Origin of the sequence: Paraburkholderia sp. UCT70, assembly GCF_050434085.1 — a bacterium.
GTDB lineage: Bacteria > Pseudomonadota > Gammaproteobacteria > Burkholderiales > Burkholderiaceae > Paraburkholderia > Paraburkholderia tuberum.
The window spans coordinates 4274485-4292143 of sequence record NZ_JBNPVZ010000004.1 but is presented as its reverse complement, the minus strand read 5'-3'; the positions used below and the strand labels follow the sequence as shown (position 1 = coordinate 4292143).

Genomic DNA, 17659 nt, shown 5'->3' with positions numbered 1-17659 from the left:
GCACCCCCGGTGGCACCCCAGCGGCAATGGTTGGCCAGTCGCGCGATAATTGAAATTTTGACCGGTTCCAGAAATACCAGAGGAGATCATGGACCAAAGCGACCTGAAAGCCCCGACGTGGCAATTGTCCGAACGCGCGCGCAAGCTCACGAGCTCCGCGATCCGCGAGATCCTGAAGGTCACGGAACGGCCCGAAGTCATCTCCTTCGCCGGCGGCCTGCCCTCGCCTGCCACCTTCCCGGCCGAGCGCATGCGCGAGGCGTCCGACCGCATCCTGCGCGACACGCCCGCCGCGGCGCTGCAGTACAGCGCGACCGAAGGTTATCTGCCGCTGCGCGAATGGGTCGCGCAGCGCTACTCGATCAACGGCGCGCAGATCCGTGCGTCGCAGGTGCTGATCACGACCGGCTCGCAACAGGCGCTCGACCTGCTCGGCAAGGTGCTGATCTGCGTCGATAGCCCGGTGCTGGTCGAAACGCCGACCTACCTCGGCGCGCTGCAATCGTTCTCGATGTACGAGCCGCACTACGTGCAGGTGCCGACCGACGAGCAGGGCCTGATCCCCGAGGGCCTGAAGCCGGAACTGACCAATGGCTCGCGTCTGCTGTACGCGCAGCCGAATTTCCAGAATCCGACGGGCCGCCGTCTGCCGGTCGAACGCCGCCGCGTGCTCGCCGAGTTCGCGAAGACCGCGCCGTTCCCGGTGATCGAGGACGATCCCTACGGCGCGCTCGACTACGCGGGCGAACCGCTGCCGACGATGTTGTCGATGGCGCCCGATCACATCGTCTATCTCGGCTCGTTCTCGAAGGTGCTCGCGCCGGGTCTGCGCGTCGGCTTCATCATCGCGCCCGAGGAGCTGATCTTCAAACTCGTGCAGGCCAAGCAGGCCACCGACCTGCACACGCCGAGCTTCACGCAGCGCATCGTGCACGAGGTGGTCAAGGACGGCTTTCTCGACACGCACGTGCCGACGATCCGCGAGCTATACCGCAACCAGTGCGACGCGATGCTCACCGCGCTCGAGCGCTATATGCCCGATGGCGTCAGCTGGAACCGTCCGGAAGGCGGCATGTTCATCTGGGTCAATCTGCCGGCGGGCATCGACACCATGAAGCTGCTCGAGGAAGCGGTCGCGCAGAACGTCGCGTTCGTGCCGGGCGCTCCGTTCTTCGCGAGCGAAGCCCAGCACAACACGCTGCGTCTGTCGTTCGTCACGGTGCCACCGGCTAAAATCGACGAAGGCGTTGCGCGTCTCGCCGCACTCGTGCGCGCGAAAATCTGAACGGAGTTAGCCGCACTGCCATCGAGGCGAAGCTTGCACGCGCGTTGCGTGCGGACTTCGCCCCGCCTGCATTCATGCAATCTCACCGAAACGAGGACACGATATGGCTCAATCGAATGTGTACGACAAGCTCAAGGAACTCGCCATCGAACTGCCGGCGGCGGGTGCGCCGGCAGCGGCCTATGTGATGAGCGCGCAAAGCGGCAACACGGTGTACCTGTCGGGCCACATCGCCAGGAAGGACGGCAAGGTGTGGGTCGGCAAGCTCGGCGCGACGCTCTCCACCGACGAAGGCAAGGCCGCCGCGCGCTCGATCGCGATCGATCTGCTCGCCACCTTGCATGCGCACGTCGGCGACCTGAACCGCGTCACGCGCGTCGTCAAGCTGATGAGCCTCGTCAACTCGACGCTCGAGTTCACCGAGCAGCATCTGGTCACCAACGGTGCGTCCGAGCTGATCGCCGACGTGTTCGGCGAACGCGGCAAGCACGCGCGCTCGGCGTTCGGCGTCGCGCAGATTCCGCTCGGCGCGTGCGTGGAGATCGAGCTGATCGCCGAGGTCCAATAGCATCGACGCGATGTGACAATGCGTGCGGTGTCGCGCGAGATTGGCACCTGATTCACGCCGCATTGCGATTGAAACGCGCCGACCGGTGTCACGCACCGGCGGCGCGTTTTTGTTTGATGCGACGGTGGATCGCCGCCGCGCAGACGGATAGAATCCGCGAACTCCCTCAACGTCCATTGCGCCGGGGCCTGTCGATGTCCGCTCACACCGTTCGTTTCAAACAGGTCGACGTGTTTACGTCGACACCGTTCAAGGGCAATCCGCTTGCCGTCGTGTTCGATGCCGACGCGCTCGATACTGCGCAAATGCAGGCCATTGCGCGCTGGACCAATCTGTCCGAAACCACGTTTCTGCTAAAGCCGACCGACGCGGCCGCCGACTATCGCGTGCGCATTTTCACGCCGGGGGGCGAGTTGCCGTTCGCGGGTCATCCGACCTTGGGCACCGCGCATGCTTTGCGCGAAAGCGGCTACCAGCCGAAGCAGGCCGGCAAGCTGATCCAGCAATGCGGGGTGGGTATCGTCGAACTCGAAGCGCTCGACAGCGGCGACAACATGCACGGCGCATGGGCGTTCGCCGCGCCGCCCGCGCGCGTGACACCGCTCGCCGAGCATCGTTACGAAGCGCTGTCTACGGCTTTACGTAGTCAGGCGATCGACTTCAGCGCGCCGCCATGCGCGGTCGACAACGGTGCGCCGTGGCTCGTCGTGCGGGTCGATTCGGCACGCGCCTGCCTCGCGCTCGAAACCGACGCGGCGGCGCTCGCCGAGCTCGTGCGTTCGGTCGACACGCACGGCGTCGCCGTGTATGGACCGCACGACGCCGACGGCCCCGCGACGTTCGAGGTCCGTTGCCTGATGGCGGGCGGCGGCTTCGGTGTCGGCGAAGACCCGGTGACGGGCAGCGCCAATGCCGCGCTCGCGGGTCTGCTGAACCTGCAGCACCGTCGTCCCGCCGCGCGCTACACGGCGCGTCAGGGCACCGCGCTCGGGCGCGCGGGCGACGTGTCGGTCCACTACGACGATGCGCGCGGCAAGATCTGGATCGGCGGGCCTTCGGTGACAATCGTCGACGGCACGTGCCGGCTCGCGTAAGCGAGCTGCGGCTTCGCGCGCACGCCACGGCGACACGCCACATGCCGCCGCTTCACACCACAAAAAGCCGCAGCGCGAGGGCGTCGCCATACCTGGTTCTCCGAATTCATCGTGGCCGGATTGCAAAAGCCCTGCCAGAAACTGCCCAGTGGCAGGCACCGTTGCCGATGAAGTCTTCGACAAACCATGGACCGGTCGCGTCGTAAGACCGGCGATGCAGGCCACGTGAACAGCCGCACCTGGGCGCCCGCCGCGCGAGCGTATACCCCATGCCCGGAAGCTTCCTTAATCCAGTGGCATTCAGTAATATCGAGACGTATATAGCGAACTCTATCCGATGACCTGTGGACGGTCCGTCGCGGCGCCACGCCCTCTCTTCCTGCGCAGCAGCTTTGGCACCTTGGTCACCATGCAGCCATCCATCTATTTCGCGCAGTCAATGCCCATGCGTTTGCAAGCGGCCCGCACCCAGCCAAGGCCCGCGCGATGACTCAGTCCCGCTTCTCCGAGCCGCGCGAAGCCAGGCCGCGACGCGATCCATTGGTCACGCGCCGGCGCGCATTGCTCGTCATTCCAGCGCTCGGGGTACTCGTACTGATCCTGCTGTGGACCGTGATCTTCGCGCGGCTGTCGGTAGAAAGGGACGCGACGTACCGCGAAGCGATGGCGTCTTCCGCAATACTTTCCGCGGCGCTCGAGCAGCACACCATCAAGGCGATTCACCAGGTCGATCAGATCACGCGCTTCGTCAAGTACGAGTTCGAAAAGACGCCCAATCATTTCGATCTCGCGAGCACGGTCGAAAAAGGCGTCGTGCAAAGCGAAACGCTCGTGCAGGTGTCGATAATCGACGAGCACGGCAGACTGATCGCCAATACAGCCGAACTCAACCCCGCTCACATCGACTTGTCGGACCGCGAGCACTTCAAGGTCCACGAGCACGAAAACGACGACCAGCTGTACATCAGCAAGCCCGTGCTCGGCCGCGTGTCGGGTCACTGGACGCTGCAGATGACGCGGCGTCTCAATCATCCGGACGGCTCGTTCGCGGGCGTCATCGTGGTCTCCGAAGACCCGAGCTACTTTACGTCGGACTTCTACAACAACGCGGCGATCGGCCGCGAAGGCGTGATCGCGGTGATCTCGGACAGCGGCACCGTGCTCGCGCGCCGCACCGGCAACGCCAGCAGGACGAGCAGCACGTTCACCGCGAGCGGCACGTATCCGACCTCGGAGCATGTGTCGGGCACCTACGTCGATTCGATCGACAACGTCACGCGCATCGTGTCGTACCGGCACATCGACGGCTATCCGCTCGGCGTGCTCGTCGGTCTTTCGCAGGGCGAAGAATTCGCCGATTACAACCACACGCGCAACGTCTATCTGTTGATGGCGGGCTTCATCTCGCTCGCGATGCTCAGCTTCTTCGCGGTCGCGACCGGCCTGATAGGCAAACTGCTAGGCCGCGAGCGCGAGATGACGCAACTCGTCGAATACGATCTGTTGACCGGCCTGCGCAATCGCTACGCGACGCTGCAGGCGCTGCGCCATGACGTCGCGCAGCCGTTCAACCTGGGTCGCCTCGCGATTCTTTTTATCGACCTCGACAACTTCAAGACCGTCAACGACACGCTCGGCCACAACGCCGGCGACATCGTGCTGCAGATGACAGCCTCGCGCCTCGCCACCGCGGTCGGCGACGACGGCGCGCTGAGCCGCATCGGCGGGGACGAGTTCGTCGTCTTGATCAAGGGCGACGATGTCGAAAAGCGCGCGGTCGCGCTCGCCGAAGCCGCCGGCGAAGCGTTCTCGAAGCCGTTCGAGGTGCGCGGCAGCGCGTTCGTGCTGCATGCGAGCATCGGCATCGCGCTGTACTCGGTCGCCAACGAAAGCGAGATCGACCTGCTGAAGAAAGCCGACCTCGCGATGTACAGCGCGAAGGACGCCGGCAAGAACTGCTACCAGTTCTATTCGCCGCATCTGTCGCATCGCGCGGACCATCTGATGAAGTGGGAGCAGCAGTTGCGCGTCGCGCTGGCCGAGGGGCAACTGTTCCTCGCCTATCAGCCGAAGATCGATCTGAAGCGCCGCTGCATCACCGGCTTCGAAGCGCTCGTGCGCTGGAACCATCCGCAGCACGGACTGATCCCGGCCAACGAGTTCATCCCCGTGGCCGAGTCGACAGGCCTGATCGTGCCGATCGGCGACTTCGTGATCGAGACCGCATGCCGTCAGCTCGCGCAATGGCAGCAGCAGGGCTACGACACGCTATCGCTCGCGGTGAACATTTCGGCGGTGCAGTTCTGGCGCGGCGACCTGTTCGAAACGGTCTCGCGCGCGATCGAGGAAACCGGCATCTCCGCCCGTCGCCTCGAACTCGAAATCACCGAAACGACGATGATGGAGTTTCCGGAAGTGGTCTCCGAAAAGATCTTCGCGTTGAAGCGTCTCGGCGTACGCATCGCGCTCGACGATTTCGGCACCGGCTACTCTTCGCTGTCCTATCTCAACCGCTTTGCCGTCGATACGCTGAAGGTGGACCGCTCGTTCGTCCAGGCGATTCCGGGCGACCGCAGCGTCTGCGTAATGGTCACCGCGATCGTCAACCTCGCGCGCTCGCTCGGGCTCACGGTGGTGGTCGAAGGCACGGAGACCGAAGAGCAGATTGCGTGGCTGGCCGCGCTCGGCCATATCGAGGCACAGGGCTTCCTGTTCTCGCGGCCGGTGCCAGTGGAGGCGATCCCGGCACTGCTCGAGCGCTTCGGGGTATGCGGCATGAACAGCGTCGGCGGCCGCCGCGTCGCACACGAAGCCCACAGCGCAAGCAGCCTATCCAGCAACAATTAAAGGACGGGCGCCCGCACAGCGGGGCCCGTGCAGCGCCGATGCAGACCATCACGAGCGATGAGGCTGCCCGCCGCGGGCAACGGGAACCGCTATGGACGCTGTTCCGGGTCGTGTGCGGCCTGTCGGCGCTGTCGTGGGGCGGTCTCGCGTTGATGGCGCAGCTCGAGCATCATTACGTGGAACGCGAGGGGCGGCTCTCGCGCGTGGCGTTCTCGGACCTGATCGCGCTCGCGTGGATGGTGCCGGGACCCGTCGGCTGCAACGTCGCCGTGCAGCTCGGGCACGCGCTGCGCGGACGCGCAGGCGCATGGGTCGCCGGGGTGGCGAGCGTACTGCCCTTCTTCACGCTGATGACGCTGTTCGCGATCTTCTATCGCACACCCATCGTGCACACGATCGCGTCGCAAACCCTGCTGCGTCACTTCAGCGTCGTGCTCGCGACGCTGATCGCGGTCACCTGGTACAAGCAAACCCGCGCGCTCGTGCGGGGCAAGCTCGAATGGACGGCGGCGCTGCTCGGCAGCATCGCGCTGCTCTATGCGCACAGCGCCGCGGCGTATGTGGTGATGCTCAGCGCGGCCTTCGGCGCCGGCTGGTTCGCGAGTCGGGAGCGCGACTCGGGACTCGCCGTGTCGCTCCAGCGCGGCGACTATCGGCTGCTGGCCGCGCTCGGCGTACTGCTCGTGCTGTTTGCGCTGCCGCTGCCGCATCGCTATGACCTCGCGCTGCTGTGGCCGCGCCTCGCGGGCGCCGGCATGACGCTGTTCGGCGGTGGCTTCTCGGCGTTGCCGGTGCTCAAGACGCTGTTCGTCACGCCGGTGGTCGGCGTATCCGATAACGACTTCACGCTCGCGTTTACGCTGTCGCCGTTGTCCCCGGGACCCCTGCTGAACGTGGTCCCGTTCTTCGGTTATCTCGTCGATGGCTGGCTCGGCGCGCTGATCGCGACGCTCGCGCTATTCGTGCCGTCAGGCTGCCTCGTCGTGCTCGCGCAGCGGCATCTGCGTCAGTTGAAGGTGAACCCGCGCTTCGAGCACGGCATGAGGATTCTGCGCGCGGTCACGACCGCGTTTCTCGCGGTCGCGGTACTGCGCATTGCCGTGCACGTACCGCTGGAGCCGATCTATCTGCTGACCGCGACGTTCTCCGCGATGTGCTTCGCGAAGCTGAAGGTGCCGGTGTATGCCGTGTATGGAACGGTGGCGGTGGCGTGCGGTTTGTGGCTCGCGTACGGCGCCACGACGTGATGCGTCGCGGGCCGCACGAAGCCTGCTGCGCCGTTGGCGATCCGGCGGTCCGGCGATTCGGCGATCAGAACCCGCGCGACAGCACAGCGACGCCGATCGTCACGACGCCCAGCACGAGATTGATCAGCACGAGACGGCGGACCGTACCGACCGCCTGCGCGCCATCGGGCCACTTCTGCGCCTGCACCGCGCGGCGAATGCGCGGATACACGGCGAAGCGGATATGCCCGAAGATCAGCATCATCACGATGCCGAGACCGGCCATCGCATGCAGCGGCCAGCTAGCATGAGCGCCGCCGAATTGCATCAGCAGGAAGCCGCCGCTGATCAGGATCACGAGCACCGACACCCCGACCCAGTTGAAGAAGCGGCCAAATACCGACTCCCACAGCGGCAGGCGCAGTTGCGGCGACAGATCGCCGAGCGCAGGGCGCAGGCAGAAATGCGCGAACACCATACCGCCGACCCACACCGCCACCCCGAGCAGATGCAGAAAAAGCGCGACTTCGATAGCCTTGTTCATGTAGTTTTCCTCTCCCGACGACGCCACACCGTTTAGGACACGCGATCCCGCTCAGCACCAACTGAGCGCGTTCGACCATACGTGATGCAGGCAGTTCCGGGTATCGACGTCTATTGCGTCGTGTTTTGTCGTTGTGATCGCGGCACGTTCATCTGGCCGCGACGCCGCCGCGCCCCGTTTGCTTCCACGCCCTTCGCGCGACGGACTTTGCTGCGACAGACCGCAGCGCCCCGCATGCTAGCAGGCGCTCACGGTTTTACAGCGTCAAACTTCGTTAAATCGACTCCACTAAGCCGGCAGCACCGGACGCATGCCGTCGAGCTTCAGCTTGCTGGCGGGCGCGCGTCCCTTGCGCGCACGCTTGCCGACATGCGTCGCAAGCTCGGCGCCGGCCAGCTTCTCCTCGTCGACGCGGCCGCCACGACGCGTGCCGATCAGCATCACGCCTGCTTTATTGATCGCGAGCGCCTGCACGAGCGTTTCGTTGTCGTCGAGCGCCATCAGCGTGACGCCACGGCCGCCGCCCGACAGCGTCTTCATCTCGTCGAGGCCGAACACGAGCAGACGTCCGCCCGACGACAGACACGCGACCTGCGCCGCGTCCGGCAGCATCGGCATCGGCGCGAGCGGCGCGGCGCCGGTGTCGATCGTCATGAACGACTTGCCGGCCTTCACGCGGCTCACCATATCGCCGACCTTCGCGATGAAGCCGAAGCCGTTGCTCGACGCGAGCAGCAGCGCCTGTTCCGCCGACGCCGCGTAGTAGTGCATCAAATGACTGCCCGATTCGAGCTCGATCAGCGACGTGACCGGCACGCCGTCTCCGCGTCCGCCCGGCAGTTGAGCCACCGCGACCGAATAGACGCGCCCGTTGCTACCCCACGCGATCAGCGTATCGGGCGTGCGGCATTGGAACGCCGCGTAAAGGCCGTCGCCGGCCTTGAAGCTGAAGCCGGCCGTATCGAGCCCGTGGCCCTTCAGCGCGCGCACCCAGCCCTTCTGCGACACCACGACGGTGACCGGCTCGTCGACCACGCGCGCTTCGAACGTCGCGCGCTTTTCCTGCTGGATCAGCGTGCGGCGCTCGTCGCCATACTGTTTCGCGTCGGCTTCGATTTCCTTGATCAGCAGGCGCTTCATCGCCGGTTCGCTGCCGAGCAGCTCTTCGAGCTTCGCCTTCTCGTCGCGCAGCTCGGCCAGCTCCTTCTCGATCTTGATCTTCTCCAGGCGCGCCAACTGACGCAGCCGGATTTCGAGGATGTCTTCGGCCTGGCGGTCCGTGAGGCCGAACGCGGCCATCAGCGCGACCTTCGGCTCGTCCGATTCGCGAATGATGCGGATGACTTCGTCGATATTCAGGAAGACGATCATCCGGCCTTCGAGAATATGGATGCGGTCGTCGACCTTCGATAGACGATGCCGCGTGCGGCGCGTCACCGTCGCGAAACGGAACGCGATCCACTCGTGCAGGATTTCGCTCAAGCCCTTCTGACGCGGCCGGCCGTCGCCGCCGACCATCACCATGTTCAGCGGTGCGTTCGATTCGAGGCTCGTATGCGCGAGCAGCGTGTTGACGAAGTCGGTCTGATCGATGCGGCTCGACTTCGGCTCGAACACGAGACGCACCGGTGCGTCCTTACCCGATTCGTCGCGCACCGCGTCGACGAGCCCGAGCAGCGTCTGCCGCGTCTGCAACTGCTCGGGCGTGAGCGTCTTCTTGCCGAGCTTTATTTTCGGGTTGGTCTGTTCTTCGATTTCTTCGAGCACCTTCTGCGCGGCCGTATTCGGCGGCAGTTCGGTGATCACGAGTTGCCACTGGCCGCGCGCGAGGTCCTCGATCTTCCAGCGCGCGCGCACCTTCAGGCTGCCGCGGCCGGTTTCGTACGCGGCGGCGATTTCCGCCTCGCTCGAAATGATCTGGCCGCCGCCGGGGAAGTCCGGACCGGGCACATGCTGCATCAGCTCCGCATGCGAGAGCTTCGGATTGCGGATCAGCGCGACCGCCGCTCCTGCGACTTCGCGCAGGTTGTGCGACGGAATCTCTGTCGCGAGGCCGACGGCGATGCCTGATGCGCCATTGAGCAGCACGAACGGCAGACGCGCCGGCAGCACCTTCGGCTCTTCGAACGAGCCGTCGTAGTTCGGCATGAAGTCGACCGTGCCCTGGTCGATTTCGGCGAGCAGCAGCTTTGCGATCGGCGTCAGGCGCGCTTCGGTGTAACGCATCGCCGCCGCGCCGTCGCCGTCGCGCGAGCCGAAGTTGCCCTGGCCGTCGATCAGCGGATAGCGCATCGAAAAGTCTTGCGCCAGACGCACGAGTGCGTCGTACGCGGACTGGTCGCCGTGCGGGTGATACTTACCGAGCACGTCGCCGACCACCCGCGCCGATTTGACCGGCTTCGCGTTGTCGCCGAGGCCCATCTCGTTCATCGCGAACAGGATGCGGCGCTGCACCGGCTTCTGCCCATCGCAAACATCCGGCAGCGCGCGGCCCTTGACCACGCTGACCGCATACTCGAGGTACGCGCGCTCCGCGTAGTTGCCGAGCGTCAGCACGTCGCTGTCCGACGGCGGCTCGTTGAAAAGGTCGAGAGTGTTATCGTCGTCCATCTAGATTCCGTGTCCGTGTTTGGCTTGAAGTGTCGTATGCCGCATTGAGGCGCAATGCGCTCAGATGTCCGCTTCCACTTCGTTGCCCTTCTCTTCGAGCCAGCTGCGGCGCGACGCCGCTTCGCCCTTGCCCATCAGCATCGTCATGCGCGCGACGGTCGCATCGTAGTCGAGTTCGCCGAGCGCGACCGGCTGCAGGCGGCGCGTGTCGGGATTCATCGTCGTGTCCCACAGCTGCTCGGCGCTCATTTCACCGAGACCCTTGAAGCGGCTGATCGACCACTGGTTGTCGCGCACGCCGTCCTTGCGCAGCTTGTCGAGAATCGCCTCGAGCTCGCCTTCGTCGAGCGCATAGAGCTTCTGCGCGGGCTTCTTGCCGCGCGCGGGCGCATCGACGCGAAACAGCGGCGGACGCGCGACGCACACATGACCGCGCTCGATCAGTTGCGGGAAATGCTTGAAGAACAGCGTGAGCAGCAGCACCTGGATATGCGAGCCGTCGACGTCCGCATCCGACAAAATGCAGATCTTGCCGTAGCGCAGATTCGACAGATCGACCTTGTCGTCCGGATTATGCGGATCGACGCCGATCGCCACTGAAATGTCGTGCACCTCGTTGTTCGCGAACAGGCGATCACGTTCGGTTTCCCATGTGTTCAGCACCTTGCCGCGCAGCGGCAGGATCGCCTGGTATTCCTTGTCGCGACCCATCTTCGCGGAGCCGCCCGCCGAGTCGCCCTCGACGAGGAACAGTTCGTTGCGGCCGATTTCCGTCGATTCGCAATCGGTCAGCTTGCCGGGCAGCACGGCAACGCCTGAGCTCTTGCGCTTCTCGACCTTCTGCCCCGCGCGCGTGCGCGCCTGCGCCTGCTTGATCACGAGGTCCGCGAGTTTCTTGCCATGCTCGACGTGCTGGTTCAACCACAGTTCGAGCGCCGGCCGAGCGAACGACGACACGAGCTTGACCGCATCGCGGCTATTCAGGCGCTCCTTGATCTGCCCTTGAAACTGCGGATCGAGCACCTTCGCCGACAGCACGAACGACACCCGCGCGAACACGTCTTCGGCGAGCAGTTTCACGCCCTTCGGCTGCAGGTTGTGCAACTCGACGAAGCTCTTGACCGCCTGATAAAGACCGTCGCGCAAGCCCGACTCATGCGTGCCGCCCGCGGGCGTAGGAATCAGGTTCACGTACGACTCGCGCGTGAGCGGCCCTTCCTCGCTCCACGCGACGACCCACGCCGCGCCCTCGCCTTCGGCAAACGTCTCTTCGCTCGAACGCGAGCTTTCCGCGTAGCGCTCGCCCTCGAACAGCGGAATCAGCAGATCGCTGCCGTTCATGCCTTCGAGCAGATAGCCGCGCAGGCCGTCTTCGTATTTCCAGCTTTGCCGCTCGCCGGTTTTCTCGTTGACGAGCGTGACCTCGACGCCCGGCAGCAGCACCGCTTTTGAGCGCAACAGACGCTGCAATTCGCCGAGCGGCAGGTTCGGCGAATCGAAGTACTTCGGATCGGCCCACGCGGTCACGCGCGTGCCGGATTTCTTGTCGGCCTTGGTGGCGGCACGCACTTCGAGCGGCTTCGCGACGTCGCCGTGCGCGAAGCTCAGTTCGGCGACCTTGCCGTCGCGCCACACGGTGACGTCGAGCCGCGTGGACAGCGCGTTGGTGACCGACACGCCGACGCCGTGCAGACCGCCCGAGAACGTATAGGCGCCGCCGGCGGCCTTGTCGAACTTGCCGCCCGCGTGCAAGCGCGTGAAAACGATTTCGACGACCGGTACGCCCTCGTCGGGGTGCAGGCCGAACGGAATGCCGCGGCCGTCGTCGTCGACCGAGACCGAATGGTCCGCGTGCAGCGTGACCGTGATTTGCCGGCCGTAGCCGCCGAGGGCTTCGTCCGATGCGTTGTCGATGACTTCCTGAATGATGTGCAGCGGATTCTCGGTGCGGGTGTACATGCCGGGTCGTTGCTTGACCGGCTCCAGACCCTTCAACACCTTGATCGACGCTTCGCTATACGCGGCGTTTGGCTTTTTCGTAGACATGATTGACTCGGTGCGTCGGTTCATCGTTGTCCACAGGTCCTGTGGACAGGGCCGTGGACAATGCGTTGAGTATTCAAAAAAAGCGAAACGAAACAACGGGGTTAGGTGGAGCGCCCGCGATGCGGGCAAGCTGTTTTGTCGCGCGGCTTCCGTTGGCGCGCTCGAATGCCGGACATGGACGCACAGCCCGCCGGGGAAGCCTGTTCGCGGGGTATTGTACTGATTTCGATCACGGCGGCAATTGACCCCGCGCTGAATTGGCCGACTGGATAAGGCGCGGCGGGCGTTGGGGGACATGCACTGGAGGATGGATGGCTCGCAGGACGGCGGCGCGATAGGTAGCGGCGGAAAATGCACGGGCGCGCGCCCGCTGAATTTCGGTGCCGTGCGCGGTGGCGCTTTCTGTTGTTTTTGTGCCGGCCGCGCACGCCGCGTTACCTGACGCGGTTTTCCAGCTCGTCCCAACGTTCGAGCGCGAGCATCAACTCCTCGTCGATCTCGGCATAGCGCTCGGTCAGACGCGCGCCTTCGCGTGCATCTTTCGCGAACACCGAGCCGTCTTCGAGCTGCGCGCCGATTGCCTTCTGTTCGGCCTCGAGGTCGGCAATCATTTTCGGTAGCGCCTCCAGTTCGCGCTGCTCCTTGAACGACAGCTTCGCGCTGCGCTGCGCATTGCGGCCCGACGCGCTGTCCTTCGGCGCCGCTTCTTTCGGCGCTTCCTTGCTCGATTCTTTCTGCGCTTCGAGCGCGAGTTGCTCCGAGCGATCGCGCTGCGTCTGCCAGTCCGTGAAGCCGCCGACGTATTCGCGCCACTTGCCGCCGCCTTCCGATGCGATCACCGACGTCACGACGTTATCGAGAAACGCGCGGTCGTGGCTGACGAGCAGCACCGTGCCGTCGTAGTCGATCAGCAGTTCTTCGAGCAGTTCGAGCGTCGGAATGTCGAGGTCGTTGGTCGGTTCATCGAGCACCAGCACGTTGGCCGGGCGCGCGAACAGGCGCGCGAGCAACAGCCGGTTGCGCTCGCCGCCCGACAGCGACTTGACCGGCGAACGCGCGCGCTCCGGCGCGAACAGGAAGTCGCCGAGATAGCTCATCACGTGCTTCTTCTGGCCGTTGATTTCGACCCACTCGCTGCCGGGGCTGATCGTGTCCGCGAGACTCTTTTCCAGATCGAGCGCCGCGCGCATCTGATCGAAATACGCGACCTGCGGATTCGTGCCGACGCGCACGTTGCCCTCGTCCGGCGCGAGTTCACCGAGGATCAGCTTCAGCAGTGTGGTCTTGCCCGCGCCGTTCGGACCGACGAAGCCGATCTTGTCGCCGCGCATCACCGAGGCCGTGAAGCGGTCCACCACCGCGCGCTCGCCATAGCGCTTCGTCACGTCCGTCAGTTCCGCCACGATCTTGCCGGACTTCTCGCCCTGACCGACGTCGAGCTTCACGTTGCCCTGCACGTTGCGGCGCTCGGCGCGCTCGTTGCGCATCTCCACGAGGCGCGCGATGCGGCCGACGCTGCGCGTGCGGCGTGCCTCGACGCCCTTGCGAATCCACACTTCTTCCTGCGCGAGCAGTTTGTCGAACTTCTCGTTCTCGATGCGCTCGACTTCGAGCTGCTGCGCCTTGCGCGTCTGGTACGCGGAGAAATTGCCCGGATACGACAGCAGCCGCCCGCGATCGAGCTCGACGATGCGCGTCGCGACGCGGTCGAGAAACGCGCGATCGTGTGTGATGAACAGCAGCCCAGCGCGCAGCGACACCAGCAGATCTTCGAGCCAGCGGATGCCGTCGAAGTCGAGATGGTTGGTCGGCTCGTCGAGCAGCAGCACGTCGGGCTGCACGACGAGCGCGCGCGCGAGCGCGGCGCGCTTCTGCATGCCGCCTGACAGCGAGCCGACACGGGCTTCGCCGTTCAGGCCGATCTGCTGCAGCGTGGTCGCGACGCGCGTGCTCCAATTCCATGCGTCCGCGGCGTCCAACGACGATTGCAGCGTGTTCATGCGCGCGAGCAGCGCGTCGTGTTCGGCGCCCTCAGGCGTGTCGGCGAGCTGATGCGCGACCGCGTCGTATTCGTCGAGCAGCGCGCGCGCCTCGGTGAGTCCGGCGGCGACCGCGTCGAACACGGTGTCGTCGGCGTTGAACTCGGGCTCCTGCGGCACGTAGACCGTGCTCAGATGCTGCTGACGCGTGACGAGGCCGTCGTCGGGTTTGGCCAGATCGGCGACGATTTTCAACAGCGACGACTTGCCCGCGCCGTTGCGCCCGATCAGCCCGACGTGCTCGCCCGCTTCGAGCGAGAAATCCGCGTGGTCGAGCAGCGCGACGTGACCGAACGCGAGCTGCGCTCCGGTAATGGTGTAAAGCGACATGGGAATGGAAGAAGACAGCGATGAGTCGGAACTGCTCATTGTACCGGGCGCAGGGCCGGTCGCAGGTATGCCGGGCGGGAACATCCGTGCGATGAAGCGCGCGACACAGCGTGCAACGCTATCGGCGCGGGCCGGCGACGCGCGCGCCGGCCCGGCCTTTCAAGCAGTTGCTTACTTGACGTGCACCGTGATCGTCTTGCTCATCTCCGGCCCATACGAGCGATGCGCGCCGTCGCCGAATTGCAGCGTCAGCGTATGGTCGCCCGGCGGCAGCGTCAGATCGGTTTCAGTCTGGCCTTTGCCGAAGTGCAGCGACTTGTCGGTCGCGGGGACGACCTCGCCCTTCGGCAGCGGCTTGCCGTCGATCAGCAGGTGATGATGCCCGGTGCCGTCCGTCAGCGTGCCGGCGGGCGCGATCTTCATGCCGTCGAGGCCAAACACGACGTGCACCGGATTGGTGACGGTCGCGCCGTCCGCCGGTTGCACGAAGGTCACGCCCTCCGCCTGCGCCACACCTGACCCGGCGAGTAGCCCAGCCGCCGCGACGCCGACCAACCATCTGTTTTTAAACATCGTTTTCTCCTTTGGAAACGAAACCCCGGCGATGCGGCGCCGCCAGCGGCCTCGCCCGAGACCGATCGTCGCAATACGTGCGAAGCGAGCGCCACATCTGTCCAATCAAATAGCTTGCAGGTCAAAGCGTACACGGCTTGTGTGACGAGGCCCGTCGCGCGAACCCGGGCTCGCCGCAGAGGTGTCGGGGCGGCGCCGCATCGGTCGTCTGCGGCTGATTTGACAAATTCCGGTAATATTGCGGGTCGCCGCGCCGCCCCATAAAGGGGCAGAGCAAGCCGGCCATTGCATTGAATGAGAGAGCGTGTCGTGAGCGAAGTAATCGAAGTGACGGAATTCAAGAGCTGGGTCTGCCTGATTTGCGGTTGGATCTACAACGAGGAAGACGGTCTGCCCGAAGAAGGCATCGCACCGGGCACGCGTTTCGCCGACATTCCGGAAGACTGGCGCTGCCCGCTGTGCGACGTGGGCAAGGCGGAGTTCGCGGTGGTGGAGTTTTGACAGTGAGATGAGCTTGGGGCGATAGGCGCGGTTGCGTGCGCTTCGCCAGATGCTCAGGTGGTTTGCGCGGCCCGGCAGGCGATGTCTGCGGGGCCGTTTGTTTTTGCGGGATTTGTGCGAGGCGCGGGCGGCTGCTGGCTTGGCTCTCCTTTTGCCCGCGCCGGTTTGATATACTCTGCGCTCGCTGGTCTGTCCGGCTCGGTCCTCTCCCTGTAGTTCAATGGATAGAACAAGTGCCTCCTAAGCGCTAGATACAGGTTCGATTCCTGTCAGGGGGACCAGATTGGCCGCAGTATCTCCTGAGAATGTCCAGAAAAGCCCCGTATGCCTTGCGCTGTGGGGCTTTTTGCTGCCATCTTGCCCACGATAGCCCAAGACAAACCAGATTTTTTTGGGGTATTGGTGGGGATATCGCCGAATATCCCAAAAATCGATACCGCCACGCCCTGCGCAATCAGATTGCACCGCCTACCGAGCTCCAAGGCCGCAAGGCCAAGCTGACTGAACAGCCCTACCGTCTTGCCGATGACAAAGGGCTCTATCTTCAGGTGATGCCGAACAGCTCACGCTACTGGAGGATGAAGTGTCGGTTTGACGGAAAGGAAAAACTCGCTTCGTTCAGTCCGTCGAGACTGGCTCGCCATCGCCTGAAAGCAATTCCGAGAGATCTTTGGCGCGTAGGCGCCGCATCGCCGTCTCAATCTTCTTGTCGTAGCGTCGATCATTGGGATCGTGGCCAGCGTGCGCCTTGCGCGCGTACTTCTGCACGAAGCAACCAAGCTCGCCAGTCAAGCGGGCACGCTTTCGATCGTCATTCACGAAAACGACTCGGGTGCAATCTTGCCGCCTTCAATCACGAGGTGTGCGGCATCAACGCCCGGCGCGAAGAAGCGCCAGTCCTCATCATCTTCAACGCCGTCAGGGATCACAACAAGGCTGTATCCTCGGGACAACGACACGTCCACGCCGCCCGCATCGTCTGCCGATACGGCCTCGACCTCGATAGGCCCTTGTCCTACGAGCGTTTCATGCAAGCGCTTGGCTGAGTCGTGCGCCTTTTCATCGACGCCACGCAGATCATCGCGGGTCGCAATAGTTTTGCCCTCGCGCTCTAGCTTCCACGCGCATTGCACGTGAAGCGCCCACGCCCCGTCCTCACGATCCCTGCCTCTAAGCGTGTACCGCCTTTGCGGGCCAAACTGCATGGTGAGCATGTCTCCCGCGTGACTGACCCAGCTCACATCGAGCCCGATGAGTGCGGAAAGACGCGTTGTTATTTCTGTCTTGGTATCAGTCATCACCGCCTCCAAACAAGTCCTGCCCACGTTCCAGCATCTCGTGATAGCCGAGGCCCTGCTTACTCATGTCGTCGTGAAGTTGCCTCGCCTGATCCTGATTGAGTCGCAACGCCTTTACGACGGCCTTGAACTGCTTGTTTTGCGCCTGATTATTACGCGGCGTGCCCTCCGCGCCCGCCAACTCCACCGCATCAACGCCCGACATAGCGTCGCTGTATTCGAACGCCTGCGCATCGCCCAGCGGCGTTGATACCGCCATGGCAATCGTTCCATCGGGCAACACGTCGCCCGGGCGGGCGAACCAGATCGCGAGCCCATCTTCGGCGGGCAGTCGCGGCAGCACTGGACGCTGGAAAGAACGCCCGGCACTCACGACAGGCAGCGCACGCCTGAATAGCTGCGACGGCGTGACGGTCTCGTAGTACGGTCGGATATTCTGCTCGATAGGCGCAGCACCTCCGCGCGAGGTACGCGGCGTGGACACGACTGCGATCACATCGCCCCGCTCGACGGCGGTCTGTAGCGCCCGGGCAATCTGCTCTGGGGCAGCGCCATTCGCATATGCGCCGCTGCGCGTGTTGCGGATGAATTCGACGAGCCCCGCTATCTGGCGCGCATCGCGCGTGAGTTCCCGCGATCCTGCCGAGGTAATGAGCTGACGGCCGGCACGCGCCTCGTTGCTCAACGCACTACCGCGA

14 protein-coding genes, 1 tRNA gene and 1 pseudogene are annotated in these 17659 nt (G+C 64.4%); 8 read left to right on the top strand and 8 right to left on the bottom strand.

All coding sequences use genetic code 11. From position 1 onward, the window contains the following. The first annotated feature begins 88 nt into the window (after positions 1-88). From OKW41_RS45550 to OKW41_RS45530, 5 genes are all read left to right on the top strand, one after another. Positions 89-1285, top strand: coding sequence for a PLP-dependent aminotransferase family protein (locus OKW41_RS45550; protein WP_429452401.1), 1197 nt, complete (start codon positions 89-91; stop codon positions 1283-1285). A gap of 103 nt (positions 1286-1388) precedes the next feature. Next, complete coding sequence (locus OKW41_RS45545; RefSeq protein ID WP_429452403.1) at positions 1389-1853, top strand: RidA family protein; 465 nt, start codon at positions 1389-1391, stop codon at positions 1851-1853. Positions 1854-2047: 194 nt separating this feature from the next. Continuing rightward, complete coding sequence (locus OKW41_RS45540) at positions 2048-2947, top strand: PhzF family phenazine biosynthesis protein (RefSeq protein ID WP_429452405.1); 900 nt, start codon at positions 2048-2050, stop codon at positions 2945-2947. 486 nt (positions 2948-3433) lie between these two features. Next, complete coding sequence (locus OKW41_RS45535; RefSeq protein ID WP_429576437.1) at positions 3434-5794, top strand: bifunctional diguanylate cyclase/phosphodiesterase; 2361 nt, start codon at positions 3434-3436, stop codon at positions 5792-5794. A gap of 38 nt (positions 5795-5832) precedes the next feature. After that, a complete protein-coding gene (locus OKW41_RS45530; protein WP_429452410.1) occupies positions 5833-7041 on the top strand; it encodes a chromate transporter in 1209 nt (402 codons plus the stop codon). A gap of 64 nt (positions 7042-7105) precedes the next feature. Here the strand turns inward: OKW41_RS45530 and OKW41_RS45525 are convergent, their stop codons facing one another. The 5 genes from OKW41_RS45525 to OKW41_RS45505 form a co-directional block, all read right to left on the bottom strand. Beyond that, positions 7106-7564: a CopD family protein gene (locus tag OKW41_RS45525; protein WP_429452412.1), complete on the bottom strand. Its 459-nt coding sequence runs from the start codon at positions 7562-7564 to the stop codon at positions 7106-7108. A gap of 288 nt (positions 7565-7852) precedes the next feature. Next, positions 7853-10174, bottom strand: coding sequence for a DNA topoisomerase IV subunit A (gene parC / locus OKW41_RS45520; RefSeq protein ID WP_429576436.1), 2322 nt, complete (start codon positions 10172-10174; stop codon positions 7853-7855). Positions 10175-10234: 60 nt separating this feature from the next. Further along, positions 10235-12220, bottom strand: coding sequence for a DNA topoisomerase IV subunit B (locus OKW41_RS45515; RefSeq protein ID WP_090805631.1), 1986 nt, complete (start codon positions 12218-12220; stop codon positions 10235-10237). A gap of 434 nt (positions 12221-12654) precedes the next feature. After that, a complete protein-coding gene (locus OKW41_RS45510; protein ID WP_429454563.1) occupies positions 12655-14589 on the bottom strand; it encodes an ATP-binding cassette domain-containing protein in 1935 nt (644 codons plus the stop codon). 171 nt (positions 14590-14760) lie between these two features. Beyond that, on the bottom strand, positions 14761-15162 hold the full coding sequence (locus OKW41_RS45505) for a DUF4399 domain-containing protein (RefSeq protein ID WP_429576435.1): 402 nt from the start codon (positions 15160-15162) through the stop codon (positions 14761-14763). 309 nt (positions 15163-15471) lie between these two features. Between OKW41_RS45505 and OKW41_RS45500 the strand changes: the two genes are divergently transcribed. From OKW41_RS45500 to OKW41_RS45490, 3 genes and pseudogenes are all read left to right on the top strand, one after another. Beyond that, positions 15472-15663, top strand: a complete 192-nt coding sequence (locus OKW41_RS45500; protein ID WP_184009557.1) for a rubredoxin — start codon at positions 15472-15474, stop codon at positions 15661-15663. A gap of 206 nt (positions 15664-15869) precedes the next feature. Beyond that, positions 15870-15944, top strand: a tRNA-Arg gene (locus OKW41_RS45495). A 24-nt stretch (positions 15945-15968) separates the two neighbouring features. Further along, positions 15969-16268, top strand: a pseudogene (locus OKW41_RS45490) (Arm DNA-binding domain-containing protein); the annotation flags it as partial. A 13-nt stretch (positions 16269-16281) separates the two neighbouring features. On the opposite strand, the gene OKW41_RS45485 reads toward OKW41_RS45490, so the two are convergent. Genes OKW41_RS45485 through OKW41_RS45475 form a run of 3 tightly spaced genes read right to left on the bottom strand, consistent with a single transcriptional unit; the run spans position 16282 to position 17646 of the window. Beyond that, positions 16282-16482 carry a hypothetical protein gene (locus OKW41_RS45485; RefSeq protein WP_429452418.1) on the bottom strand — a complete coding sequence of 67 codons (201 nt, stop codon included), beginning with the start codon at positions 16480-16482 and terminating at the stop codon, positions 16282-16284. After that, positions 16479-16961, bottom strand: coding sequence for a hypothetical protein (locus OKW41_RS45480; protein WP_184065570.1), 483 nt, complete (start codon positions 16959-16961; stop codon positions 16479-16481). The genes OKW41_RS45485 and OKW41_RS45480 overlap by 4 nt, the downstream gene beginning before the upstream one ends. Then, positions 16954-17646, bottom strand: coding sequence for a hypothetical protein (locus tag OKW41_RS45475; protein WP_429576434.1), 693 nt, complete (start codon positions 17644-17646; stop codon positions 16954-16956). Before OKW41_RS45475 ends, OKW41_RS45480 begins: the two co-directional genes overlap by 8 nt. Positions 17647-17659 lie beyond the last annotated feature (13 nt).